Annotated in this window: 21 protein-coding genes and 1 riboswitch; of the genes, 15 read left to right on the forward strand and 6 right to left on the reverse strand. The window is 57.7% G+C overall.

Annotated elements, in window-relative coordinates; genetic code table 11:
* Positions 1-165: 165 nt before the first annotated feature.
* Positions 166-876 (reverse strand): autotransporter domain-containing protein, encoded by a 711-nt coding sequence (locus FHW74_RS11645; protein WP_183170744.1) that lies wholly within the window; start codon positions 874-876, stop codon positions 166-168.
* Positions 877-1,057: 181 nt separating this feature from the next.
* Between FHW74_RS11645 and tag the strand changes: the two genes are divergently transcribed.
* Positions 1,058-1,621: a DNA-3-methyladenine glycosylase I gene (gene tag, locus FHW74_RS11650; RefSeq protein WP_183170586.1), complete on the forward strand. Its 564-nt coding sequence runs from the start codon at positions 1,058-1,060 to the stop codon at positions 1,619-1,621.
* Complete coding sequence (locus FHW74_RS11655; RefSeq protein ID WP_183170587.1) at positions 1,618-2,064, forward strand: N-acetyltransferase; 447 nt, start codon at positions 1,618-1,620, stop codon at positions 2,062-2,064. Before tag ends, FHW74_RS11655 begins: the two co-directional genes overlap by 4 nt.
* Here FHW74_RS11655 and FHW74_RS11660 read toward each other — a convergent pair.
* Positions 2,027-4,360, reverse strand: a complete 2,334-nt coding sequence (locus FHW74_RS11660) for a molybdopterin guanine dinucleotide-containing S/N-oxide reductase (protein WP_183170588.1) — start codon at positions 4,358-4,360, stop codon at positions 2,027-2,029. The two genes, FHW74_RS11655 and FHW74_RS11660, sit on opposite strands and share 38 nt — an antisense overlap.
* A gap of 166 nt (positions 4,361-4,526) precedes the next feature.
* Here FHW74_RS11660 and FHW74_RS11665 point away from each other — a divergent pair, with 166 nt between their 5' ends.
* The 6 genes from FHW74_RS11665 (at position 4,527) to ghrB (ending at position 10,526) form a co-directional block, all read left to right on the forward strand.
* A complete protein-coding gene (locus tag FHW74_RS11665; protein ID WP_183170589.1) occupies positions 4,527-5,189 on the forward strand; it encodes an OmpA family lipoprotein in 663 nt (220 codons plus the stop codon).
* Positions 5,190-5,302: 113 nt separating this feature from the next.
* On the forward strand, positions 5,303-6,322 hold the full coding sequence (locus FHW74_RS11670) for a LacI family DNA-binding transcriptional regulator (protein WP_183170590.1): 1,020 nt from the start codon (positions 5,303-5,305) through the stop codon (positions 6,320-6,322).
* Between the two features lie 108 nt (positions 6,323-6,430).
* Complete coding sequence (locus tag FHW74_RS11675) at positions 6,431-7,180, forward strand: sugar phosphate isomerase/epimerase (RefSeq protein ID WP_183170591.1); 750 nt, start codon at positions 6,431-6,433, stop codon at positions 7,178-7,180.
* A 3-nt stretch (positions 7,181-7,183) separates the two neighbouring features.
* Entirely contained in the window at positions 7,184-8,143 is a 960-nt protein-coding gene (locus tag FHW74_RS11680) for a sugar kinase (protein ID WP_183170592.1), read from the forward strand.
* 58 nt (positions 8,144-8,201) lie between these two features.
* Positions 8,202-9,482: an MFS transporter gene (locus FHW74_RS11685; RefSeq protein ID WP_183170593.1), complete on the forward strand. Its 1,281-nt coding sequence runs from the start codon at positions 8,202-8,204 to the stop codon at positions 9,480-9,482.
* Between the two features lie 66 nt (positions 9,483-9,548).
* On the forward strand, positions 9,549-10,526 hold the full coding sequence (ghrB, locus tag FHW74_RS11690; RefSeq protein WP_183170594.1) for a glyoxylate/hydroxypyruvate reductase GhrB: 978 nt from the start codon (positions 9,549-9,551) through the stop codon (positions 10,524-10,526).
* 9 nt (positions 10,527-10,535) lie between these two features.
* Here ghrB and FHW74_RS11695 read toward each other — a convergent pair whose 3' ends face one another.
* Positions 10,536-11,729 (reverse strand): MFS transporter, encoded by a 1,194-nt coding sequence (locus tag FHW74_RS11695; protein WP_183170595.1) that lies wholly within the window; start codon positions 11,727-11,729, stop codon positions 10,536-10,538.
* 78 nt (positions 11,730-11,807) lie between these two features.
* Between FHW74_RS11695 and FHW74_RS11700 the strand changes: the two genes are divergently transcribed.
* Positions 11,808-12,530 carry a MurR/RpiR family transcriptional regulator gene (locus FHW74_RS11700; protein ID WP_183170596.1) on the forward strand — a complete coding sequence of 241 codons (723 nt, stop codon included), beginning with the start codon at positions 11,808-11,810 and terminating at the stop codon, positions 12,528-12,530.
* A gap of 13 nt (positions 12,531-12,543) precedes the next feature.
* Here FHW74_RS11700 and FHW74_RS11705 read toward each other — a convergent pair whose 3' ends face one another.
* The 3 genes from FHW74_RS11705 to FHW74_RS11715 form a co-directional block, all read right to left on the reverse strand.
* Positions 12,544-13,914, reverse strand: coding sequence for a glycoside hydrolase (locus tag FHW74_RS11705; protein WP_183170597.1), 1,371 nt, complete (start codon positions 13,912-13,914; stop codon positions 12,544-12,546).
* A complete protein-coding gene (locus FHW74_RS11710; RefSeq protein ID WP_183170598.1) occupies positions 13,911-15,491 on the reverse strand; it encodes a PTS transporter subunit EIIC in 1,581 nt (526 codons plus the stop codon). Before FHW74_RS11710 ends, FHW74_RS11705 begins: the two co-directional genes overlap by 4 nt.
* Positions 15,492-15,686: 195 nt before the next feature.
* A complete protein-coding gene (locus FHW74_RS11715) occupies positions 15,687-16,397 on the reverse strand; it encodes a DUF3053 domain-containing protein (protein WP_183170599.1) in 711 nt (236 codons plus the stop codon).
* 312 nt (positions 16,398-16,709) lie between these two features.
* Positions 16,710-16,804, forward strand: a riboswitch (guanidine-I (ykkC/yxkD leader).
* A 54-nt stretch (positions 16,805-16,858) separates the two neighbouring features.
* On the opposite strand from FHW74_RS11715, the gene FHW74_RS11720 reads away from it, so the two are divergent.
* The 6 genes from FHW74_RS11720 to uca all read left to right on the forward strand — a co-directional run bounded on the left by FHW74_RS11720 (position 16,859) and on the right by uca (position 24,556).
* Complete coding sequence (locus tag FHW74_RS11720) at positions 16,859-17,914, forward strand: putative urea ABC transporter substrate-binding protein (RefSeq protein WP_183170600.1); 1,056 nt, start codon at positions 16,859-16,861, stop codon at positions 17,912-17,914.
* A 14-nt stretch (positions 17,915-17,928) separates the two neighbouring features.
* The gene (locus FHW74_RS11725; protein WP_183170601.1) at positions 17,929-18,741 is read left to right on the forward strand and encodes an ABC transporter permease; all 813 of its coding nucleotides are present in this window, start codon (positions 17,929-17,931) and stop codon (positions 18,739-18,741) included.
* A 9-nt stretch (positions 18,742-18,750) separates the two neighbouring features.
* Positions 18,751-19,551: an ABC transporter ATP-binding protein gene (locus FHW74_RS11730; protein ID WP_183170602.1), complete on the forward strand. Its 801-nt coding sequence runs from the start codon at positions 18,751-18,753 to the stop codon at positions 19,549-19,551.
* A gap of 9 nt (positions 19,552-19,560) precedes the next feature.
* Complete coding sequence (locus FHW74_RS11735; RefSeq protein WP_183170603.1) at positions 19,561-20,280, forward strand: urea amidolyase associated protein UAAP1; 720 nt, start codon at positions 19,561-19,563, stop codon at positions 20,278-20,280.
* On the forward strand, positions 20,274-20,909 hold the full coding sequence (locus FHW74_RS11740) for an urea amidolyase associated protein UAAP2 (RefSeq protein ID WP_183170604.1): 636 nt from the start codon (positions 20,274-20,276) through the stop codon (positions 20,907-20,909). Before FHW74_RS11735 ends, FHW74_RS11740 begins: the two co-directional genes overlap by 7 nt.
* A gap of 74 nt (positions 20,910-20,983) precedes the next feature.
* Positions 20,984-24,556 (forward strand): urea carboxylase, encoded by a 3,573-nt coding sequence (gene uca, locus FHW74_RS11745; protein ID WP_183170605.1) that lies wholly within the window; start codon positions 20,984-20,986, stop codon positions 24,554-24,556.
* Positions 24,557-24,730 lie beyond the last annotated feature (174 nt).

The following is a 24,730-nucleotide window of genomic DNA, read 5'->3' on the forward strand; positions in this document are numbered from 1 at the left end:
CTCATCCAGAAAGGGAAAGTTATCTGCCTGTAAGCCTAACGAAAGCCCTTGCTGCCAGGGGGGAAAACGCCATGAAGTGCCGTAAGAACGGAATGAACTGCCGCGAGACGGGAATGAAACGCCTTGTATTCCATTCCCGCCCCGCGTCTGGAAAGCAGATCCTCGTTAAAAACGGGCATTCACCCCGAGGTTATAGGACGTCATATCCCCGGCCATAATCCCTTCGGACTGAGAAAACGACGCATAGGCCGCGAGATTTTTATTCAACGGCATATCGGCGCCCACCGTGACATCCATCCAGTTGCCATATTGATTCGCCGCAGGAACGGCATGCATCCCCGACTGGGATTTCCAGACGTTTTCACCGTACTGCTGGTTGTAGCTCACCTGCGCCCACGGACGCACGTAGCCGAATGACGAATCAACCCGCCAGCCGAGGGTGCTGACGCTGGCATGCCAGAGCCGATCCGCGTCACCCGATCGCGAAATGCTGTCGCCATAATCATTAAACATCGACGCGGTGCTGCCGTCCCAGTGCCAGGACGCGACCGGCCCGGTGGTCACATTTTTGTAGACCGGGATCGCCAGCCCGACACCCAGCGTCGACGGCTGCGTGGTGGTGCTGTTTTGTGATGAAGTAATAAGGTTAAAGCCTGACGAATAGGCCATATCCAGCGGCGCGTTCAGGCGTTCCGCCAGGATGTCGTTGTAATCGGGTTGGTGATCGCTGTCCCATGTATAGCGCTCAAACGTATTACTTTCAGGGTCATCAACGCTATATTCTTGCTGCCAGGCGAAAGCACCTTGTGAATAAATGCAACACGCAAAAATCGCCACACTGCTTAACGTGCGGCGGCCACTACCTATAGTTGTCATCATTATGCGACTCCAGAAAGAGCCAAAATCCGGCGTTTTTTATTTTTTTGCCTGAGTGAAGGCTTGTTACCCGAATAATTTGCGCAACTGTGGCTTGAATTATGAAGGGTATAGCCCTGAATTAACTATTGTCTTTTTCACTCAGACGTCAAGTAGGGTTAAACAAAAAGAGGGATATTTTATGCAGCGTTGTGGATGGGTGACCCAGGACCCCCTGTATCTTGCGTATCACGATAACGAGTGGGGCGTTGCGCAAACCGATAGTCAGAAACTGTTTGAAATGATCTGCCTGGAAGGGCAGCAGGCCGGGCTCTCGTGGATTACAGTGCTGAAAAAGCGCGAAAACTATCGGCGCTGCTTTCACCAGTTCGACCCTGCTGCCGTTGCGCAAATGCAGGCTGAAGACGTAGAAACGCTGCTTCAGGACGCGGGTATTATTCGCCATCGCGGTAAAATCGAAGCCATTATTAACAACGCAAGGGCCTTTCTGGCGATGGAAGCCAACGGCGAACCTTTTTCTAAGTTCGTCTGGTCGTTTGTCGATAACACGCCCCAGGTGACACGGGCTGCCGCCCTGAGCGAAATCCCCACCACCACCCCCGCGTCGGATGCGCTTTCCAAAGCGCTGAAAAAACGTGGCTTTAAGTTTGTGGGTTCCACCATTTGTTATTCGTTTATGCAGGCTTGCGGGCTGGTGAATGACCACGTGACCGGCTGCCTCTGCCATCCGGAGAATCACACATGATCCGTGAATTCCAGCCCTCCGATCTGCCTGCGCTGCTCAACGTCTGGCTGGAGAGCACCACTGCGGCGCACCCGTTTATCGATCCGCTCTACTGGCAGCAAAGCCTGCCGCTGGTGCGCGACAGCTACCTGCCGGACGCGCAGACCTGGGTTTACCTGGAAAATGAACAATTGCTGGGATTTATCAGCGTGATGAACGCGTCGTTTGTCGGGGCGCTGTTTGTGGCGCAACATGCGGCGGGGCGCGGGATCGGCAGCGCGCTGCTGAATGAGGCGAAGCGGCACTACGCCGCGTTAAGCCTTGAGGTGTATCAGAAAAACACCGTGGCGGTGAATTTTTACCACCACCACGGTTTTCGTATTGAAGACAGCGCCTGGCAGGACGAGACTCAACATCCGACCTGGATTATGCACTGGCAGGCGGATCAAACGCCGTCACGCTAAGCAAAGGCCCCTGATATTTCTCTACCCACGCCAGGGCTGTGTTCCCCGCGCAGCCGTTAGCCAGTTGGGAGCTGGGAATATCTTTGGTCAGCACGTTAACCGCGCCGTGCTTACACAGGCCGCCCGCCTGTTTATCCAGATCCGGCCATGCCCCTTCATGCAGGCAGATCACACCCGGCTTAATCCCGTCATTCACTACCGCGCCCGCCAGCACCTGCCCACGACTGTTCCATACCCGCACCACATCGCCATGGCGAATGCCGCGCGCACGCGCGTCGTCCGGATGCAGCGTCAGCGGCTCGCGTCCGGCCACCGCATACTGCTCGCGTAATTGCGCGTAGTTAAGCTGGCTGTGCAGCCGGTGCGCGGGGTGAGCGGAAAGCAGTTGCAGTTGGCCCGGCTCGGCGTTGCCGTGCCATTCGTCCGGAGCCAGCCAGCTCGGATGCCCCGGGCAGTCGGCGTAGCCGTAATCGGCAATGCGCTGAGAGAAGATCTCGATTTTGCCGCTCGGGGTTTTCAGCGGATTAGCCTGCGGATCGGCGCGGAACGCCGCAAAACGGATAAATTCGGCATTCTGTGGGCTTTCCGGCATTTCAATCAGCTGGTTGGCTTGCCAGAACGCCTCAAACGGCGGCAGCGTCACCTGCTGCGCTGCGCCGCGCTGCTGCGCCATGGCATAAAACTCGGCCAGCCATTGCAGTTCGCTTTTACCTTCGCTGAAACGCACGCCGCCGCCCAGCTCCCAGCGCTCGCTCAGTTCGGCAAACACGTCGAAATCATTGCGGGCCTCGTATTGCGGCACCACCACCTGCTTCATCGGCACCAGGTGTTGGTTGCTGTAATCCCCGGTCATGGTGAGATCGTTGCGCTCAAACGAGGTGGTAATGGGCAGCACAATATCGGCGTGTTTCGCCGCTGCCGTCCAGAAGCATTCGGAAATCACCACCAGCTCCGGCTTCTGCCAGGCCTTGATCAGGCGGTTAGTGTCCTGATGGTGGGTGAAGTTGCCGCCGCCCGCCCACCAGATCATGCGGATGTCCGGGAAACGCCGCGCTTCGCCGTTATGCTGATAAACCTCGCCGGGGCGCTCCAGCGCTTCCACAATGCGCGCGACCGGGATTTTCTCCACCGCGTCGGCGCCATTTTTCACCGAGCCCTGCATCGAGCCGAGCACCGCCGCGCGGCGCGTCGGGTTGCCGCCGTTGGCGAAATGATAAGAGAGACCAAACCCGCCGCCCGGCGTGCCGATTTGCCCCAGCATCGCGGCCAGCGTCACCAGCATCCAGTGTTTTTGTTCGCCGTACTGCTGGCGCTGCATTCCCCACCCCGACATCAGCATGGTACGGTTCTGGCTGAACAGCTGCGCCAACTCACGTAGCGTCTGCGCCGGTACGCCGCAAATCGGCGCGGCCCAGTCGGCGGATTTCGCCACGCCGTCCTGCTCGCCCGTCAGGTAAGCGGCGAAGCGCTCAAAGCCTTCCGTACAGCGGTTGAGAAATTGCGCATCGTGCCAGCCGTTTTCCAGCAGCGTGTGGGCAATGCCCAGCATCATCGCCACGTCGGTGCCCATATGCGGCGCAATCCACTCCATGCGGTCACCAAAGAACTCGACGGTTTCTGAGCGCATCGGATCGATGCAAATCAGCCGTTTTCCGCTGTTTTTCAGAGCCTCAAAATAGCCGATGCCCTGCTCATCGCTGGCGTTCCAGGCGATTTTCAGGGTGTTGAGCGGGTTGGCGCTCCACAGCACCACCACCTCGCTGTGCTCGAGGATCAGCGGCCAACTGGTCTGCTGTTGGTACACCTCGTTGCCGCCCACCACGTAGGGCATGATCACCTGCGCGGCACCGGTGGAGTAATCTCCGAGATGGCCGGTATAGCCGCCTGCGAGGCTCATATAGCGCTGCAACAAGGTGGCGGCTTTATGCAGCACGCCGTTAGAGCGCCAGCCGTAGGAACCGGCGAAAATCGCCGATGGGCCCCAGGTTTCGCGGATGCGGTGATGCTGGGCGTCAATCAGCGCCAGCGCCTGATCCCAGCTAATGCGCACGTAGTCGTCATCGCCGCGCACGCCCTGCGGGTTTTGCGGGTTAGCCAGAAAGCCTTTGCGCGCCATCGGATAACGCACGCGGGTTTTGCTGTGTACCTGATCCGGCACGGCGGTTTGCAGCGAGTTAGGATGCGGGGTGTTAAGCGCGCTGCCGGAAGAGAAAACGGTTTGCCCGTCGGTTTCTACCCGCATCGGCCCCCAGTGGGCGGCGGTTAACACAGATGTGGTTTGCGATGTATTGGCCAAAGCAGCTCCTGGCGGTGTTTGCAGGTCAAAATCGGGGTTCTGACGACCCCATCGTTACTTTCGCTGACAAAATCAGACGACTTCCCAAAATTTTCTAACTATTCACAGGTCATAATCAACCGCTACGCCCGGTTGTGGCAACGAAATAAATCATTGGGATTTGATAATGAAAAAACGCGTAATGGTTCTTGCGGCTGTGATCAGCGGCGCACTGGCAGTTTCTGGCTGTACCACTAATCCTTATACCGGCGAGCGTGAAGCCGGCAGCTCCGGCATCGGAGCGGGGATCGGCACTCTAGTTGGCGCAGGCGTCGGCGCGCTCTCCTCCTCGAAAAAAGATCGCGGCAAAGGGGCGCTGATTGGCGCGGCGGCCGGTGCGGCCCTCGGCGGCGGCGTCGGCTATTACATGGACGTGCAGGAAGCCAAACTGCGCGAGAAAATGCAGGGAACCGGCGTCAGCGTGACGCGAAATGGCGATAACATCGTGCTTAACATGCCGAATAACGTCACCTTCGACAGCAACCAGGCCAACCTGAAACCGGCGGGCGCGAACACCCTGACCGGCGTGGCGATGGTGCTGAAAGAGTACCCGAAAACCGCGGTTAACGTGCTGGGCTACACCGACAGCACCGGCAGCAGCGACCTGAACATGCGTCTGTCGCAACAGCGTGCCGATTCCGTGGCCAGCGCGCTGATCACCCAGGGCGTGGCGGCCAACCGCATCCAGACCCGCGGTATGGGCCCGGCGAACCCGATTGCCAGCAACGATACCGCTGAAGGCAAAGCACAAAACCGCCGCGTAGAAATCACCCTGACCCCGATTCAGTAAACCGCTGCGCTGGCTGGCCCGGCGCAAAAAGTGTGATACTGTTGCCTCCCCCTTGCCTCCCATAACGGGAGGCAAACAGGGATTGTCTGGAGCATAACGGCACAGGGGCAGCGATGACACGATCCACGGCGCGCGCAACCATCAGCGATGTAGCCAAAGCGGCGAGAACCGGTAAAACCAGCGTTTCACGTTATTTAAACGGCGAAAAGCACCTGCTTTCCGACGATTTACTGGCGCGCATTGAACAGGCCATCGCCACCCTCGATTACCACCCCAGCCAGATGGCGCGCGGGCTTAAGCGTGGCCGCACCCGGCTGATTGGGCTGATCATCGCCGATATCACCAACCCCTATTCTGTGAATGTGCTCAGCGGCATCGAAGCCGCCTGCCGTGAAAAAGGTTTTACGCCGCTGGTCTGTAATACCAATAACGAAGTGGATCAGGAGCTGCATTACCTGGATTTGCTGCGCAGCTATCAGGTGGAAGGCATCGTGGTCAACGCCGTGGGGATGCGCGAAGAGGGGCTGAACCGCCTGCAACAATCCTCGCTGCCGATGGTGCTGATTGACCGTAAAATCCCGGATTTCGCCTGCGACGTCGTCGGGTTAGACAATAACCAGGCCGCGACCACCGCCACCGAACACTTGATTGAACAGGGGTTTGAGGCGCTGCTGTTCCTGAGCGAACCGCTCGGCACCGTCAATACCCGCCGCGAGCGCTTGCAGGCGTTTGAGCAGACCGCCCAGCGCTACCCCGGCATTGTGGCGCAGAATGCCGAAATCCCGCTGCACGAAGCGGAAAAGCTCGATAACACGCTGCGCCAGTTTCACCAGACCTGGCGCGGCATGCGTAAAGCGGTGATCTCCGCCAACGGCGCGCTCACGTTGCAGGTGGCCCGCTCCCTGAAGCGCATTGGCCTGCACTGGGGCAGCGATATCGGCCTGCTCGGTTTTGACGAACTGGAATGGGCCGAACTGGCGGGCGTCGGCATTACCACGCTGAAACAGCCCACCTGGCAGATCGGTTACGCCGCGCTGGAGCAAGTGGTGCGCCGTATTGAAGGTGCCAGCGACGCCGTTCGCGAGCAGGTTTTCTCCGGCGAGCTTATCGTACGCGGCTCCACGTCTCGTTAATTTGCTTCGTGATGGCGATCATAAATTCGTCATACCCGCCTTTTCTTTGGAACCGGTTCCAATTAGCGTATTCCTTATCGATGAAAAAAACGTCGCTGAGGAATAACCATGAAAAACGCGATTATTGTTGTTACGGCGGCCTACGGGAATTCGCGCGTGACTGCCATGGGCGGCCAACAGGCGCTGCTGCCGATTATTGCTGGCGCAGGCGCCGACGGCGTGGAAATCCGCCGGGAACTGCTGTCCGGGCCGGAACTGAATGCGCTCCCGACGCTTGCCGCCGCTATCGCGTCTCACCATCTGAAAGCCTGCTATTCCGCGCCGCAGGCGCTGTTTAGCGATAACGGCGCGCTTAATCCCAATATTGCCGCCCTGCTGGAAGAAGCGCAGATCCTCAATGCGCACTGGCTGAAGCTGTCGCTGGGTAATTTCCAGTCCAGCCATGCAGCCGAACCGCTGCGCGAGCTGCTGGCGGATTCGCCGGTCGCGCTGGTGGTGGAAAATGATCAAACCGTTTACGGCAAGCTCGCGCCAATGCAGCGCTTTCAGGCGGCCGTATCGGTAATGAACCTGCCGGTCACCCTGACCTTTGATATGGCCAACTGGCTGTGGGTCGGCGAATCACCCGAAGTGGCCGCCAGCAAACTGGCCCCGCTGGTCAGCTATATCCACGTTAAAGCCGCCGAATCCCGCCATGCCCGTTTCCACGCCATAGCGCTGGATGACGCCGAACCGCGCTGGCTGGCGCTGCTGCGCCAGCTGCCGGGCGATGTGCCGCGCGGGATCGAATTCCCGCTGGAAGGCGATGATCTGACGGCGGTTACCCGTCATTACGTTAATTTGTTACGCGAGGTTTAAGCGATGTCTGACTCTCTGGATATCATCACCGTCGGCGAAGCCATGGCGATGTTTGTCGCCACCGAAACCGGCCCGCTGGAAAACGTCGAACACTTTATTAAGCGCGTCGCAGGCGCGGAACTCAACGTAGCGACGGGCCTGGCCCGCCTCGGTTTTAACGTCGGCTGGGTCAGCCGCGTCGGCAACGACTCTCATGGCCGCTACGTGCTCGAATGCCTGAAGCGCGAGGGTATTGATACCCGCGCCGTAACGATTGACGACCGCTATCCAACAGGATTCCAGTTGAAATCTAAAGCCGAAAATGGAACCGATCCCATTGTGGAATATTTCCGTAAGGGCTCCGCTGCCAGCCATCTGTCGGTGGAAGATGCCGGTTATATCGGCTTTAACGCGGCGCGGCATTTGCACCTGAGCGGCGTGGCGGCAGCCCTGTCCGAAACGTCACTGGCGCTGTTGAACCATGCGGCCTCGCTGTTCCGCAACCAGGGCAAAACGATTTCTTTCGACCCGAACCTGCGCCCGGTGCTGTGGAAAAGCGAAGCGCAGATGGTGGAGCAGCTTAACAAGCTGGCGTTCCAGGCCAACTGGGTGCTGCCGGGCATTAAAGAGGGCGAAATTCTCACCGGCTATCGCCAGCCCGAAGCGATTGCCGACTTTTATCTCGACCACGGCGTACAGTGCGTGGCGATCAAAACCGGTGCGGATGGCGCCTGGTTCAAAACGGCTCAGGGTGAGCAAGGGAGCGTGGACGCCTGCCGCGTTGAGCAGGTGGTGGACACCGTTGGCGCGGGTGATGGCTTTGCCGTCGGCGTGATCAGCGGCTTGCTGGATGGACTCTCGATTCGCGACGCGGTACGCCGGGGCAATACCATCGGCGCGCTGGCGATTCAGGTGCAGGGGGACAGCGAAGGCTTGCCCTGCCGCGCCGAACTGGCCGAACGCGAATCAGCGCTGTGTGTGTAAACCTTTAAATAACAGATTCAGCATTAGCCTTTTACCCTACGACGACAGAGAGATGATTATGAAAAGCCCAACGAATGCGCCAAAACGCTGGTGGTATATCATGCCCATCGTGTTTATCACCTACAGCCTGGCGTACCTTGACCGAGCCAACTTCAGCTTTGCGTCTGCGGCTGGCATTAACGAGGATCTCGGCATCACCAAAGGCGTCTCATCGCTGCTGGGCGCGCTGTTTTTCCTCGGCTATTTCTTCTTCCAGATCCCCGGCGCGATGTACGCCGAGCGCCGCAGCGTGCGCAAACTGATTTTCATCTGCCTGATTTTGTGGGGCGGCTGCGCGTCATTGACCGGGATGGTCAGCAACATCCCGATGCTGGCGGCCATCCGCTTTATCCTCGGTGTGGTGGAAGCGGCGGTCATGCCGGCGATGCTGATTTATATCAGTAACTGGTTCACCAAATCGGAACGTTCGCGCGCCAACACCTTCCTGATCCTCGGCAACCCGGTGACGGTGCTGTGGATGTCGGTGGTTTCCGGCTACCTGATTCAGGCTTTCGGCTGGCGTGAAATGTTCATCATTGAAGGCGTTCCGGCGATTATCTGGGCCTTCTGCTGGTGGGCGCTGGTGAAAGACAAACCGAACCAGGTGACCTGGCTGGCAGAGAGCGAAAAAGCCGCCCTGCAGGCGCAGCTGGATGAAGAGCAAAAAGGCATTAAAGCCGTGCGCAACTACAGCGAAGCCTTCCGCTCGCGCAACGTGGTGCTGCTGTGCATGCAATATTTCGCCTGGAGCATCGGCGTTTACGGCTTCGTACTGTGGCTGCCGTCGATTATCCGCAACGGCAGTGAAAATATGGGCATGGTGGAAGTGGGCTGGCTCTCTTCCGTACCTTACCTGGCCGCCACTATCGCGATGATTGTGGTCTCCTGGGCATCGGACAAAATGCAGAACCGCAAACTGTTCGTCTGGCCACTGCTGTTGATCGGCGCATTCGCCTTTATCGGCTCCTGGGCGGTTGGCGCGAATAACTTCTGGCTCTCTTACACCCTGCTGGTGATCGCCGGTGCCGCGATGTATGCGCCGTATGGCCCGTTCTTTGCGATTATCCCTGAGATGCTGCCGAAGAACGTGGCGGGCGGCGCGATGGCGCTGATCAACAGTATGGGCGCGCTGGGGTCGTTCGTGGGCTCGTGGTTTGTGGGCTATCTCAACGGCGCGACCGGCAGCCCGTCTGCTTCCTACATTTTTATGGGTGTGGCGCTTTTCGCCTCAGTGTGGCTTACTCTGATTGTTAAGCCTGCTAATCATCAAAAACTTCCGGCAGGCGCACGCCATGCTTAAAGGCAACGGGCGGCGACAGGCCGCCCGTTTTGCCATCACATCCGACACGTTCCACGGAGAGAGTGAATGAAGCCGTCTGTAATTCTCTATAAATCCTTACCCGACGACCTGCTTACCCGCCTGCAAAACCATTTTGAGGTGACCGAGCTCGACAGTATCAACGCGGAAAGCCAGGCGAAACACGCGGATCTGTTCGCCAGAGCGGAGGGCCTGCTGGGCTCCAGCCAGAATGTCGATGCCGCCCTGCTGGAAAAGATGCCGCAGTTGCGCGCCGCCTCGACGATTTCTGTGGGCTACGACAACTTTGATGTCGATGCGTTAACCGCCCGCAAAGTGGCGCTGATGCACACCCCGACCGTGCTGACCGAAACCGTAGCCGATACCATGATGACGCTGGTGCTGGCGACAGCGCGCCGCGCGGTGGAAGTGGCGGAACGCGTGAAGAAAGGCGAATGGCAGAAAAGCATCGGACCGGACTGGTTTGGTATTGATGTGCACCATAAAACCATGGGCATTATCGGTATGGGTCGCATTGGCCTGGCGCTGGCGCAGCGCGCGCACTTCGGCTTCTCCATGCCGATCCTGTATAACGCGCGTCGCCATCACAGCGAAGCCGAAGAGCGCTTCAACGCGCGCTATTGCGATATCGACACCCTGCTGGCGGAATCCGATTTCGTCTGCCTGGTGCTGCCGCTGACTGACGAAACGCACCATCTGATCGGCGAAAAACAGTTTAAAGCCATGAAATCATCCGCCGTGTTTATTAACGCCGGTCGCGGCCCGGTGGTGGATGAACAAGCCCTGATCGCGGCGCTGAAAGCCGGCGAAATTCACGCCGCCGGTCTGGACGTATTCGAGCAGGAGCCGCTGCCGGTAGACTCTGAACTGTTGAAGTTGCCGAACGTGGTGGCGCTGCCGCATATCGGCTCCGCCACCCATGAAACCCGCTACAACATGGCGGCCTGCGCGGTGGATAACCTGATCGACGCGCTAAACGGCAAAGTCGAAAAGAACTGCGTTAACCCGCAGGTGCTGAACGGTTAATCGTGCTTTTCAGCCGCTTTCTGCTTCGGAAAGCGGCTGAGCGCGCGGCGACGGGCACAGAAAACCGGCCCACAGCGTCAACAGCCCGTACAGCGCCACTGGCAGTAAAAAGCTGTACCGCAGCGTCACCCCCTCAATCAACACACCCTGCAACCACGGCAGCGCCGCGCCGCCTATTCCCGCCATAATCGCCAGCGCCGAGGCCAGCCCGGCTTGATTCTGGGCATCCCTGAGCAACTGGCTAAAAATCACCGGATAGAGGATGGCGTTTGCCAGACCGGTTATCAGCAATAAATAACCGCCATGCGCGTTATTCAGGATCACTGCCGCCAGCACCAGCAGCATAGCGCTCCAGGTCATGCACAGCGTCGCCATCCGCACGCTGATGCGATGCGCCAGGCCGCTGAACACTAATCGCCCGACCAGCGCCCCGCCCCAGTAAATCGCCATCAATGACATCGCCTGATCGATGCGCTTGCCGCCGGTCTGCACCCACCAGTTGGCGGTACTGGTCGCCAGCGACACCTCGACGCCCACGTAAATAAACAGCGCCAGAATATGGAAAATCATCCGCTTACGCTGAAACAGCGCGCGAAAACTCGGCGTCGCCACGCGTATCGTGACATCCGGCAGACGGCTGGCTTTCCCCAGCGCGATAATCAGTACCGCAAACAGCGCCAGCGCCATCCACAGCCAGCGCAGCGGTTCCTGATGCAGCGTGCTGTTAAGGGGGAAATTCGCCAACAGGACGGCGACGGCTAATGGCGCAAGCGTGGTGCCCAGCGAATTGAGCGCCGAGGCCAGCGACAACTGGCTGACCTGGCGTTCCGGCCCGCTCAACGTCGCCAGATAAGGGTTAGTCACCACCTGCAACGCCGCCACGCCGGACGCCATCACAAATACCGCGCCCTGGCTCAGGCGAAACTGGTAAAGCATCAGGCCACACGCCAGTAACACCGCCCCTGCCGCCGTTAACAGCAGCGCGCTATACAGCATGCGTCGGTAGCCCAACCGGGATAACAGCCATCCGCAGGGCAAACAGGTGAGAAACGGCGCCAGATAAAACAGCGTGTTCATGCTGATAGCCTGTTGCCAGGTGAGCTGGAAATAATCTAAAAAATAAAGCGGTAAGGTACTATTGATTGCGGTTATGGTTCCCCATAAAAAGAAAACCAGAATTAATACCCCTGTTGTTTTCGCCATCTGCCGTTATTTCCTTTTCGCGTTATGCCGCCCCGCGCCGTCTTGTGATAAAGTTTTGAGGATTATCTGGAGCGCAAAATGGACATCCAAAATTTATTCCGTGATATTAAATTCACCCGAACCGAATTACTGGTACTGAATTACATTCAGGATAACCCTGAGTTATGTCTGAAAGAGGGGGTGCGCAGCGTTGCAGAAAAATGTTACAGCAACCCTTCCACTCTCGTCCGGCTGGCTAAAAAACTAAAATTTAGCGGCTGGCTGGAAATGGTTTATTTCATCAAATTCAATATTACAATGCCGCGACGGGATGTTACTAATGATGTCGATTTTATGAACATACAACCCGCCGAATCCCTTGATACCCTGCTCCAGAGCCTGAGCCACGAAAAAATCCTCATTCACGGCAGCGGATTTTCTCAGCTTATCGCCCAGTATATTTATAATAAATTTCTGGTCACCGGCGTGAATGCCAGCCTGGCGCTGTGGCCCGATTATGAAATTCTCGAACAAAAGACCACCGCCAAATTCGATTCCATCTGGATAATATCCAAATCCGGACGCAGCAGCTCGGCGTTAAACTGGCTTAAAGCCCTGGAGAATAAAAATATCAATATCGTCTGCTTTACCGGGGATTATCAAAGCCCGCTGGCGACTCAGGCAAATACCGCGTTTATTATCCACGACCCGCAAAAGTATGATGATGATATTTACTGGTCCAATCCGTTTTTCGGCTACTGTATTTTAGGCTTTGAGCATCTGCTGAAGCTGTGGTTTAACCAAAAAACGAAAGGGGCGTAACGCCCCTTTATTCTCAGGCCTTGTTCGGTTCATCGATGTAGGCATGAACCAGCTTTTCCGCCAGGCTCCATGAGCCGATCAGCGGATGCGCCATCAACGCCCGCACCGCCAGGCTACGGTCACCGGTAAGAATCGCCTCCACGCCCAGCCGCTCGTACTCTTTCACACAGGCAATCATGTTCTTCTGCGCCTGCGGTACATAAGCTGGCGTGACCGGCTTCAACCCGTCTTTGCTCAGGTCGCAGCTGATCTCAATCACATCGTCCGGGCGCAGGAAATCCAGGGTACCGTTATTGGGGATCGACACCACAATGCGTTTGGTTTCTTTACTGTTGACCGCTTCAAGAATGTCCAGCGCCACGCCCGCATAGCCGCCGGTGTCCGGCTCTTCGATAAACTGTTGCAGCGTTAGGGGCTCCCTGGTGTGGAATTTCTCCTGCTGCGATTCATTCTGCATGTAGCTGTTTTCACGGCGCAAATAGTGCTTCATCCACACGCTAAAGGCGCGTTGCGGCTCGGCTTTAACATCAATACCCGACAGCTCTTCACGCATTTCGCGGTTGATGCGGGCGATCTGCTCGCCGCGCGTCTCGCCGGATGCCTGAATGGCCGCCAGCGCTTCTTCTTTGTAGTAATAGTAATAAAGGTACTCGTTCAGTAGCTGGTTGTCGCACAGGCGTACCAGCTCCGGCGAGAAATATTGCATCGCGGTACGGGCATACAGTTCCGGCATATTGACCAGTTTTTCCGTCACCGACTCGCCGTTTACCGTGATGTTGGTAAACCAGGAGAAATGGTTCAGGCCGTAGCACTCCACGCGCAGATCGCGCTCTTCACAGCCCAGCAGGGCGGGTAACTCGCGGATCAGCTCTGAAGGTGCATCGCAAATGCCGTAAACGCGGCGCGTAAAGCCGGACTTCACAATCGCTTCCGTCACCAGCCCTGACGGGTTGGTAAAGTTAAACAGGATCGCATCGCTGGCCGCATGTTGTTCAATCAGACGGCAGTATTCCAGAATGGCGGGCACCGAGCGTAATGCCATGGCGAAGCCGCCTGCGCCAGTGGTTTCCTGACCGAGGGTATTAAAATTCAGCGCGATGCGCTCGTCGCGAATGCGGCTTTCATCACCGCCGACGCGCAAGGTGGTGATGATGTAATTGGCGTCTTTCAGCGCCACCAGCGGATCGCGCGTCAGTTTGAAATCAATGTCCGGGCGAATGGTGGTAAACACATAGCGCGCCAGTTCGCCGAACAGCGCCAGGTTCTGTTCAGAGCTGTCCAGGAAAACGACTTCTTTAAGATTGATGCGATGGGCATTGTATGCCAGTGATTTGGCCAGAAATGCCGAGCGAACACCGCCGCCACCTAATACTGCTAATTTCATACGTTACTCCCGGTTGGTGTTTGCGCGAGCCAGACGTCCACTCGTGAGCGGATCTGCCCTACTCTCACGCCATAAATTACCTGTACTTCATTACTATTTCGCACTACGCCGTTAGCCCCGGTTGATTTAAGGATGGCGTCATTAACCTGCGTTAAATCTTTTACCGCTACGCGCAAGCGGGTAAAGCAGTTGTCAACCGACAGAATATTTTCCCGGCCTCCGAGGCCTTTAATGATTTCATCGGTCACGTCTTTATTTTTTTGCTTATTTTTCGCCTGGTAATCTTGCTTGCTGTACAACTTCACTTCATCGTCATCTTCGCGGCCCGGTGTTTTCAGATTCAGTTTCACCACCAGGGTGCGGAATATCACATAATAGGCGGCGAATTGCCCAATACCGATCACGATATATAACGGCCAGCGGGTTAATGCCACCGGCAACGGTAGGTTATAGATCACAAACTCAATTAACCCGGACGCACCCCAGGGGCGTACGCTGAACAAATCGCAAATTGCCTGGGACGCCGCCGTTAATGTGGCGTGGATCACCCACAACAGCGGAGAAACAAACAGGAAGGTAAACTCAATCGGCTCGGTAATACCGGTTAAAATAGAAGTAATGATCGCCGGTAATAATATGGCCTTCGCCATCTGTTTTTTCGCCGGGCTGGCAGTGTGATAGAACGCCAGCGCCGCACCGGATAAGCCAAAGATGGTGGTCATGCCCTGCTGAGAAAAGCGCAACGCATCGTTCATCAGCGGCGTTAAATCCGGGTGGCGCATATAGGCGAGGAAAATCGCCTGGGTGCCGGATACCGTCTGTCCATCCACCGTTAACGTGCCGCCAATCTGGGTTAACTGGAACGGTGACCAGACAAAATGATGCAGGCCGGTCGGGATAAGGAATTTTTCAAAGAAGCCGTAGACGAATACGCCCGCCACGCCGGCGTTTTTCATAAAGCCGGTCAGCGCGGTAATGCCGTGGGTCATCACTGGCCAGATAGTGGTAAAGGCGATAGCATAAAGCAACACCACCGGCGTCATGGCAATCAGGGTTAATTTCGCCCCGCCATACATGGAAAGCGCGCCGGGTAATTCAATCTGCGACACGTTATTGTGAACCCACGCAAGCGTGCAGCCCAGAATAATACCGAGGAAGACCCCCATATCCACTACCACAAAACCCAACAATCGCGTTTGTCCGGTGCCGTAATATTCGCCGTTGATGGTTTGTGCAACCTGATGGGTTAATTCCAGCCAGGAATGATTAGCGCCCAAAAACATAATAAAACACATCACCGCCACCAGGGCGACTTCGGTTTTTTTATCTTTGGCGAGGCCGTAGCTAATCCCCACGCAAAATAATAAACCTAAATTTCCAAACAGCGGCCAGAAGGTATCCCCCAGCAGCTGGCCGATATTATGAATAACACTGTTTTCAGGGATCAGAGAGGGATTGGTTAATACCGAACTGAGTGCCAGAATTAAACCGATTACCGGTAAAAATAATACTGCGCCGATCATCGCTCTGGAAAACTTTTGCATATTTTCCACGGTGCGTTGCCGAATTTCAGACATGGGATGTCCTTACGCTTTTGTTAGGGGTGAGGTGCGTTTTTTTATTACTTCCAGTGAGAAAGTTATAACAAGCGGGGCGCGGGAATGAAACCTGTACCGGTTAAATAGGCACAAAGCGACAGAAAATGCACACCAGTTTCGTGACCGGGGCAAAAAAAAGCTTCCTCACGCGTGTTGCATGAGGAAGCGGGGGGATTACTGCAGCGAGTTAACTACGGCGGAATAGGCCTGGTTAAACGCCTGATGCTGCGCAGCCAGCGGTCCAATCAGCTGGTTGTACTGGCTTGCCTGCTGCGATGTTGGGAACTGGATCCCGTTAGCCACAAAGCTCACCTGAGTACCCTGCTGGCCAATGAAATCGCCCACCTGCACCAGTTGCTGGGTAAAGGTCTGGGCCGCCGGGATCAGCGGTTGCAGCGCATTCGCCGGATTAGTCACGACTTTTTCATAAACTTTATCGTAAACCGATTTTAAATCATCCGCTTGCTTCAAAGACGCTTTAGAGCTATCAGCCTGCATCTTCGCATTCTGCAACTGCTGGCTCAGCACGCCCAGCGAGCCGTTAGCCTGGCGCAGCGGGTTGCTTTGCGTCATATAATCCTGCGGAACGCGGATGGCGTTAACGCTATCGACCACCGGACGAATACCGGCATCCATAGCCTGATTAACCTGTTGGGAATAGCCATAAATAATGGCGTAATCAGAGACAAACGGCCCGAATTGCTTTTTCTGATCCGCCGTCAGCGTCGGCAAACGCTCGCCGCTGCGCATCACCGTGTTTTGCAGAAAATCGATAAACGCTTTGCGTTGATCGCCCTCTTTATCGAAGCAACCACTCAGGCTGACCACCATCAGTAACGCCGCCAAAGGCGCAAACCAGCGAGAGCAGGACTTACCTGTCGCCATCTTTAAACTCCTTCACCCAAAAATACGCACACGACAACCCGTATGCCTTCAACGTTGACAAGGATAGTGCAGTCACGCCCTGCATGATACCCCCATAACACAAACTCTTGATCCGTTGCTTCATGACGGTGCGCCGTCTGAACCCGCATTGCACCGCTATGACGCAGCGGTTTTTTCGCCGTCGGCAGCGACAAACCACGCAGCCTATTGTACTGCAACAGTTTTTTAACGAATTACCGAAACTGGCATTCATCTTGCTCTGATAACTCTGCAGGGGGGACAGGCGGTACGCCGCCGTCGCCTGACAATCTGGAAATGGATCGCTAGGGTTCCGGTCGCAAGACGCTGGTCCGAGAGCGATCGACCGCCCTCTGGCGGTTACACGGCGGGACAAAAGCCCGGGAGGATACGCGACTGGTTCGCGCCCTCCTGCTTATTCCGTCAACGTCAGAGGAACCATCATGTTTAAAGCCTGCCACAAAGCCATTCTGCTCGCCGCGCTGGTCCTGTTTAGCGCCACCGCCGTCGCGGCGAAACCCGCCTTCAAACTCTGCTGGTCGATTTATGCCGGATGGATGCCCTGGGATTACGCCCAACAGAGCGGCATCATCAAAAAATGGGCCGATAAATACAACATTGATATCCAGTTTGTGCAGGTTAACGACTATATCGAATCCGTAAACCAGTATACCGCCGGCGGCTTTGACGGCTGCACCATGACTAACATGGATGCGCTGACCCTGCCCGCCAGCGGCGGCGTGGATTCCACGGCGCTGATTATCGGCGACTATTCTAACGGCAATGATGGCATCCTGACCAAATCCGCCGACAGCGTCGCGGCGCTGAAAGGCCAGCCGGTGAATCTGGTGGAGCTTTCCGTTTCCCACTATCTGCTGGCGCGGGCGCTGGAAAACGCGGGCCTGAGCGAGAAAGACATCAAAGTAGTGAACACGGCGGATGCGGATCTGGTGTCGGCTTTCACCACGCCAGACGTCAAAACCATCGTCACCTGGAACCCACTGCTGGCTGAAGCACAAAAACAGCCGGGCGCGAAAACGCTGTTCACCTCGGCGCAAATCCCCGGCGAAATCCTCGATCTGCTGGTGGTAAATACCGTCACCCTGAAAAAACATCCTGAACTGGGCAAAGCGCTGACTGGCGCGTGGTTTGAAACCCTGAAAACCATGCAGGGCGACGGCGAAACCGCCAAAGCGGCACGCACTCAGATGGGGGAAGCGGCGGGCACCAACCTGGCGGGTTTCGACGCACAACTGGCCGCCACGCACCTGTTCACCACGCCACAGCTGGCGCTGGCCTTCACCAGCAGCCCGCAGCTGAAAACCACCATGCAGAAAGTCGCGGAATTCTCTTTTAACCACGGTTTGCTGGGCGAAGCCGCCCCATCCGCCGACGTGGTGGGCATTGAAACGCCTGCGGGCGTCTGGGGCGACAGCCAGAACGTCAAATTACGTTTTAGCGACGAGTTTGTCCGCCTCGCGGCTAACAACCAACTGTAATCACGGAGGCGTCCATGCGCAAAATGATCAACTTTCAACCGCAGCCGATGAGCCGGGTGCTGCTGGGCGCCCTTCCACTCCTGGCGATGCTGTTTGTCTACCTGATCGCCTCCGATGCGCGGCTGGCGGCTAACAGCGCCGATAAACTGCTGCCCGGTTTTGATGCCATGTTCAGCGCGATTGACCGGATGGCGTTTACGCCCAGCCCGCGCACCGGGGAGTACCTGCTGTGGGCCGACACCGCCGCCAGCCTGCTGCGTCTGCTGAGCGGCGCGGTGCTCAGCGCAATTATCGCGCTGGCCTTTGGCCTGTTTTGCGGCGCATTGCCTGCAGTACGCGCTTTTTTATCACCGCTGATCACCACGCTGGCGCTGATCCCGCCACTGGCCATTCTGCCGATTTTGTTTATCTGTTTCGGCCTCGGCGAAGTGTCGAAAGTGGTGCTGATCGTGATTGGCATTACGCCGTTTATCATCCGCGATTTACAGCTGCAGGCGATGGCGATCCCCCATGAGCAACTGATCAAAGCCCAGACGCTGGGCGGACACAGCGGACAAATCCTGTGGCGGGTGTTTCTGCCGCAGCTGATGCCGCGCCTGATTGATGCCGTGCGCCTGTCGCTGTGCTCGGCGTGGCTGTTTTTGATTGCTGCGGAAGCCATCGCCGCGACCGAAGGGCTGGGCTACCGCATCTTCCTGATGCGCCGTTACATGGCGATGGACGTGATTTTGCCCTACGTCGCCTGGATCACCCTGCTCGCCTTCGCCCTCGATTTGCTGCTGCGAGTCGTGAACCGCCGTTGTTTCCCCTGGTACTACGCCCGCTGAGGAGCTGCCATGCCTTTATTAGAACTGAAAAACGTCGCAAAAGAGTACGACAGCCAGGTGGTGCTGGAGCGGCTGAACGTCAGCGTTGAAGAGGGGGAATTTATCACCATCGTCGGCGCGTCCGGCTGCGGTAAAACCACTTTTCTGAAAATGCTGCTCGGCACCGAATCGCCCTCCAAAGGGACCTTTTTGCTCGACGGTAAGCCGCTGGCTCAGGAGCCCGACGCCCAACGCGGCATTGTGTTCCAGCGCTACTCGGTATTCCCGCACCTGACGGTCATTGAAAACGTGATGCTGGCGGAAGAGTTCAGCCAGGCGCGATGGCTGGGCCGCGTTTGGGGCCGCAAGCGCGCCGCGATCCGCGAGCAGGCGCGGGTGATGCTGAAACAAGTCGGCTTGCTGGGCGCCCAGGATAAATATCCGCATCAGCTTTCCGGCGGGATGCAGCAGCGCCTGGCGCTGGCGCAGGCCCTGATGAAACAGCCGCGCATCCTGCTGCTCGATGAGCCGTTTGGCGCGCTGGACCCCGGCATCCGCGCGGAAATGCACGTGCTGATCAGCTCACTGTGGGAGCGCCACAAGCTGACCATTTTTATGATCACCCACGATTTGAAAGAGGGGTTCTCGCTGGGCTCGCGGCTGTGGGTATTCGACAAAGTGCGCCACGACCCGCAGGCCCCCGAAGCGTATGGCGCGAGCATTACCTACGACATCCCATTAGATCGCAAACCCGCGGGCAGCGTGACGCCGCTGTTCCCTGACGCGCTGTATCCCGTTACCGAACAGCCCGCCGCGCTGTTTGGTCATTAACAAGGAGCCATGATGAACGCATATCAAACTCAATTACCGGCGGGCAGCCACTGGTCGCTGATGATGCGCCAGGGCACCGCCCTGACCCTGACCGACCTGGCGGGCGGGGTCAACGCAGGCGTGCTGTTTTACAACCCGGAAAACCTGCTGGAACGCTATAACGCCCCCGATACGCTGAAGTGCCAGCACACCTTTCGGCTGACGGCGGGCCACTGCCTCTACTCCGATATGGGGCGGATTTTTTGCGGCATCGAACAGGACAGTTTCGGCTGGCATGAAACGGTCTGTGGTACCGCCAACGCGGCGCTGACCGAACGGCAGTTCGGCGCGAGCGATTACCAGCAGGCGCGTAACGATCGCCACCAGAACGGCTACGACAGCTTTCTGGTAGAGCTGGCGAAATACGGCCTTGGCAAACGCGATATGGCGGCCTGCCTGAACCTGTTCGCCCACGTCGCCGCTAACGATGACGGCAAGCTGGAGCTGGTGCGCCAGGGCGCAGCGGGCGCGAGCGTCACCCTGCGTTTCGCCATGGATACGCTGGTCGTTTTACACACCTGCCCGCATCCGCTGAGCAACGCGACGGCGTACCCGCGCCAGCCGCTGGGCATCCGCATCGACGGCGAGCGCAAACCCCTTCCCGCGCAGTGCCTCGAACGCGCGGAAAACCAGCGCGGGCTGTGCAACAACCATCTTTATCATCTCAGCGAAGGAGCCTGCTCATGCTGACCGAAAGCGCGCGCAATCCGGCGGATGCGATCTATCGCGCCACCGTTAAGGCTGGGGATTACTGGCTGTATAACATCACCGAAGGGCAAACCCTGCGCATTACCGACCTGGAAGGCAACCAGGCGGCGGATACGCTGTTTTTCAATGCCGATGACATCGCGGAACGCTACAGCATGTCGGACACGGTACGCGGCCAGGGCAATGTCTTTCTGACCACCGGCACGGTGCTGCGCTCCAGCGACGACCGCCCGATGCTGGAGATCGTCGCCGATACCTGTGGCCACCACGATACCCTGGGCGGCGCCTGCGCCACCGAAAGCAATACCGTGCGTTACGATCTTGAAAAGCGCCATATGCACGCCTGCCGCGACTCGTGGATGCTGGCGATTGCCGAGCACCCGGCGTTCGGCCTGACGCGCCGCGATATCACCCACAACATCAATTTCTTTATGAACGTGCCGGTCACCCAGGACGGCGGGTTGTGCTTCGCCGATGGCATCTCCGCGCCGGGGAAATACGTTGAACTGGTCGCCAAAATGAACGTTCTGGTGCTGATCTCCAACTGTCCGCAACTCAACAACCCCTGCAACGGGTATAACCCGACCCCCATCGCCGTCACGGTGTGGTGATCCGGCGCTGCGGGACGACCCGCAACACAGCGCGATGAATAACGCAGGACGACCTGCCCGCCGGAGAGCCGGTTATGTTAACTCGAATTCTAATCGCCAACCGTGGCGCGATTGCGGTGCGCATCATCCGCACCCTGAAGCAAATGGGCATTACCGCCATTGCCGTGTATGCCGAAGCGGATAAACACGCCGAGCACGTTCGCCAGGCGGATGTCGCCATTTCATTAGGTGATGGCAACGTGCGGGAAACTTATCTCAATCAGGACAAACTGTTCACCATCATGCGCGAACATGGCGCGCAAGCGGTACATCCGGGCTATGGGTTTCTGAGTGAAAACGCTCTGTTTGTTGAGCGCTGTGAACGCGAGGGCGTGGTGTTTCTCGGCCCAACCACCGAGCAAATGGCGGCGTTCGGCCTGAAACACCGCGCCCGCGAACTGGCAGAGCAAAACCATGTGCCGCTGCTACCGGGTAGCGGCCTGTTAACCACGCCGCAAGCCGCGCAGCAAGCTGCCGAGAAAATCGGTTATCCGGTGATGCTGAAAAGCACCGCGGGCGGCGGCGGCATTGGGATGCAACGCTGCGACGACGCGGCAGCGCTTGACGAAGCTTTTACGCGCGTAAAACGCCTGGCAGGTAACAATTTCGCCGACGATGGCGTCTTTTTAGAGAAATTTATTGCCCGGGCGCGGCATATTGAAGTGCAAGTCTTCGGCGACGGCAACGGCAACGTGATCGCGTTGGGTGAACGTGACTGCTCGGCCCAGCGTCGCAATCAGAAGGTGATTGAAGAAACCCCTGCGCCGCGCCTCTCGGACGCTAACCGTCGGGCGTTGCACGATACCGCAATCCGCCTGTGCCAGGCAGTGAATTATCGCAGCGCCGGCACCGTGGAATATGTCTACGACGACGTCTCCGGGCAGTTCTGGTTTTTGGAGGTAAACACCCGTCTACAGGTAGAGCACGGCGTCACCGAGATGGTCTACGGCGTAGACATCGTGCGCTGGATGGTGGAACTGGGGGCACAAACGTTGTCTGCGCTGGATACGCTGATGACTGCGCCACAAGGCCATGCCATTCAGGTGCGGCTGTATGCGGAAGATCCGGCGAAAAATTTCCAGCCGGTGGCCGGGTTGCTCAGCGAAGTGGTTTTCCCGGAAAGCGTGGAGGCAGCGCAACTGCGCATCGACAGCTGGATTTCCGGCGGCTGCGAGGTATCGGCATTTTACGATCCGATGCTGGCAAAAGTGATTGTCCATGCCGACAGCCGCCCGCAGGCATTAGCGGCGCTGCAAAACGCGCTGGAGCAAACCCGGCTTTACGGTATCGAAACTAACCTGAACTGGCTGCGTCATTTGCTGACGCTACCGCAGGTGCGCGACGGCAAGGTCATTACCGCCACCTTAGGCGATGTGAGCTGGCAGCCCGCCACCCTGGACGTGCTGAGCGGCGGCACCCTAACCACGATCCAGGATCTACCGGGCCGCGTGGGCTACTGGGACGTTGGCGTGCCACCCTCCGGCCCGTTCGATAGCCTGGCATTTGAGCTGGGCAACCAACTGCTGCAAAACCCGCACGACGCCGCCGGGCTGGAAATCACGCTGCGCGGCCCGACGCTGCGCGTTAATCAGGCTTGCTCCATCGTGCTGACCGGCGCGGATATTGACGCCACGCTAGACGATGCGCCAGTCGCGATGCGCCAGGTGGTCAACGTGCTGGCAGGCCAGATCCTCAAAATCGGCGCGGTACAGGGCGCAGGCTGCCGTAGTTATCTGCTGATTGCTGGCGGCCTGGATTGCCCGCATTACCTGGGCAGCCGCAGTACCTTTACGCTGGGAAAATTCGGCGGCCACGCCGGACGGGCGCTGCGGGCGGGGGATGTCCTCCACCTCGCCGCACCGGCGATCCGCCCTGACGCCACGCTGCCCGCCGATGCTTACCCCGTTATCACCAGCCACTGGCAGCTGCGGGTGATTTACGGTCCGCATGGCGCGCCGGAATTCTTTACCGGGCAGGATATTGAAGCGTTTTTCGCGGCCCGCTGGCAGGTGCATTACAACTCCAGCCGCACCGGCATCCGTCTGATAGGCCCCAAACCCACCTGGGCGCGCCCGGACGGCGGCGAGGCGGGAATGCATCCATCCAATATTCACGATAACGCCTATGCCTTCGGCACGGTGGATTTTACCGGCGATATGCCGGTGATCCTCGGGCCGGACGGTCCGTCGCTGGGCGGGTTTGTCTGCCCGGCCACGGTGATCCATCAGGATTTATGGAAGCTGGGCCAGCTGAAAGCTGGCGATACGATCTCCTTTGCGCCGGTTACGCTGGAAGAGGCCGACAGCACGCAGCAAACCGCCAGCGCATCGGGTGATATAGCGCTTAACGCTCTGCCATCGCCAATTTTATGGCAGGACGACGCTCGCGACGGTATGCCTGCCATTGCCGTGCGGGCGGCGGGCGACCGCTTTCTGCTGGTGGAATATGGCGAGCAGCGGCTGGACATCGCTCTGCGCTTTCGGGTCCACGCGCTGATGCAACAGTTGGAAGCCATGTCGATCGCCGGGCGGCTGGAAATGACGCCGGGGATCCGCTCTTTGCAGATCCATTTCGATCCGGCGCAGTGCCCGCGCGATGCGCTGATCGCCATTATCCGCGAGGCCGATCTCCAGTTGCGGGATCTGCGCGACGCCAAAGTGCCGTCACGCACTGTCTGGCTACCGCTCAGCTGGGACGACGCCGCCTGCCGCGAGGCGATTACCCGTTACACCCAGTCGGTGCGTCCCGGCGCGCCGTGGTGTCCGAGCAACATTGAATTTATCCGTCGCATCAACGGACTGGATAGCGTCGAACAGGTCAAAGAGATTGTGTTTAACGCCTCGTATCTGGTGATGGGGCTGGGAGATGTCTATCTCGGCGCGCCGGTCGCCACGCCGGTCGATCCGCGTCACCGTCTGGTGACCACGAAATACAATCCGGCGCGCACCTGGACGGCGGAAAACTCGGTGGGCATCGGCGGCGCTTATTTGTGCGTCTACGGTATGGAAGGACCTGGCGGCTATCAGTTCGTGGGCCGTACCGTACAGATGTGGAATCGCGATCGTAAAACGGAAGTCTTCACCCAACCGTGGCTACTGCGTTTTTTCGACCAAATCCGCTTCTATCCGGTCAGCCATGAGGAGTTATTGACGCTGCGCGAGCGCTTCCCGTGGGGCGACCATCCCTTGCGTATCGAACAGGGGGAGTTCAGCCTGAGCGACTGGCAACACATGCTGGAACAGGACGCAACGGATATCGCCACCTTCCAGGATAAACGTCAGAAAGCGTTTGATGAGGAACTGGCACGCTGGCGCGCCGATGGTCAGTTTACCTTTGAAAGTGAATCCGACGCGCAAAATGACAGCGACGACACTATCCCCGACAGCTGTTGTGGCGTTGAAAGCCTGGTAGCAGGCAGCGTCTGGCAGTGGCTGGTGAAGCCGGGAGAAAAAGTCGCGGAAGGCCAACTGATCGGAATTCTCGAATCCATGAAAATGGAGATCCCGATTACCGCGCCCGTTACCGGAACGATCCGGACGTTCCAGCGTCAGCAGGGAAATCAGGTACAGGCGGGGCAACTATTGATGGTGATTGAACGCGCCGCTTGAGGTCCAGGCCTGCCGGCGATCTTACCGGCAGGCCAGATCCCGGACGCAGAGTGATTTACGCATTATTTCTACCCAAAGACATAAATTTTCTAAATCTTTATTGGTTTGCATAATCAGTCAGTTAGCATGAAATTAACCGCGATTTGCCGCTTAAAAAAATCTAATCGCGCGATT

The organism is Atlantibacter sp. RC6 (genome assembly GCF_014193285.1).
Lineage (GTDB): Bacteria > Pseudomonadota > Gammaproteobacteria > Enterobacterales > Enterobacteriaceae > Atlantibacter.

Coding starts and splice junctions, on each gene's coding strand:
- FHW74_RS11730 (WP_183170602.1), top strand. CDS start 18,751: ATGCCTTTATTAGAACTGAAAAACGTCGCAAAAGAGTACGACAGCCAG.
- FHW74_RS11735 (WP_183170603.1), top strand. CDS start 19,561: ATGATGAACGCATATCAAACTCAATTACCGGCGGGCAGCCACTGGTCG.
- FHW74_RS11715 (WP_183170599.1), bottom strand. CDS start 16,397: ATGGCGACAGGTAAGTCCTGCTCTCGCTGGTTTGCGCCTTTGGCGGCG.
- FHW74_RS11700 (WP_183170596.1), top strand. CDS start 11,808: ATGGACATCCAAAATTTATTCCGTGATATTAAATTCACCCGAACCGAA.
- FHW74_RS11720 (WP_183170600.1), top strand. CDS start 16,859: ATGTTTAAAGCCTGCCACAAAGCCATTCTGCTCGCCGCGCTGGTCCTG.
- FHW74_RS11655 (WP_183170587.1), top strand. CDS start 1,618: ATGATCCGTGAATTCCAGCCCTCCGATCTGCCTGCGCTGCTCAACGTC.
- FHW74_RS11645 (WP_183170744.1), bottom strand. CDS start 876: ATGACAACTATAGGTAGTGGCCGCCGCACGTTAAGCAGTGTGGCGATT.
- FHW74_RS11675 (WP_183170591.1), top strand. CDS start 6,431: ATGAAAAACGCGATTATTGTTGTTACGGCGGCCTACGGGAATTCGCGC.
- ghrB (WP_183170594.1), top strand. CDS start 9,549: ATGAAGCCGTCTGTAATTCTCTATAAATCCTTACCCGACGACCTGCTT.
- uca (WP_183170605.1), top strand. CDS start 20,984: ATGTTAACTCGAATTCTAATCGCCAACCGTGGCGCGATTGCGGTGCGC.
- tag (WP_183170586.1), top strand. CDS start 1,058: ATGCAGCGTTGTGGATGGGTGACCCAGGACCCCCTGTATCTTGCGTAT.
- FHW74_RS11680 (WP_183170592.1), top strand. CDS start 7,184: ATGTCTGACTCTCTGGATATCATCACCGTCGGCGAAGCCATGGCGATG.
- FHW74_RS11725 (WP_183170601.1), top strand. CDS start 17,929: ATGCGCAAAATGATCAACTTTCAACCGCAGCCGATGAGCCGGGTGCTG.
- FHW74_RS11670 (WP_183170590.1), top strand. CDS start 5,303: ATGACACGATCCACGGCGCGCGCAACCATCAGCGATGTAGCCAAAGCG.
- FHW74_RS11710 (WP_183170598.1), bottom strand. CDS start 15,491: ATGTCTGAAATTCGGCAACGCACCGTGGAAAATATGCAAAAGTTTTCC.
- FHW74_RS11695 (WP_183170595.1), bottom strand. CDS start 11,729: ATGGCGAAAACAACAGGGGTATTAATTCTGGTTTTCTTTTTATGGGGA.
- FHW74_RS11685 (WP_183170593.1), top strand. CDS start 8,202: ATGAAAAGCCCAACGAATGCGCCAAAACGCTGGTGGTATATCATGCCC.
- FHW74_RS11740 (WP_183170604.1), top strand. CDS start 20,274: ATGCTGACCGAAAGCGCGCGCAATCCGGCGGATGCGATCTATCGCGCC.
- FHW74_RS11665 (WP_183170589.1), top strand. CDS start 4,527: ATGAAAAAACGCGTAATGGTTCTTGCGGCTGTGATCAGCGGCGCACTG.
- FHW74_RS11705 (WP_183170597.1), bottom strand. CDS start 13,914: ATGAAATTAGCAGTATTAGGTGGCGGCGGTGTTCGCTCGGCATTTCTG.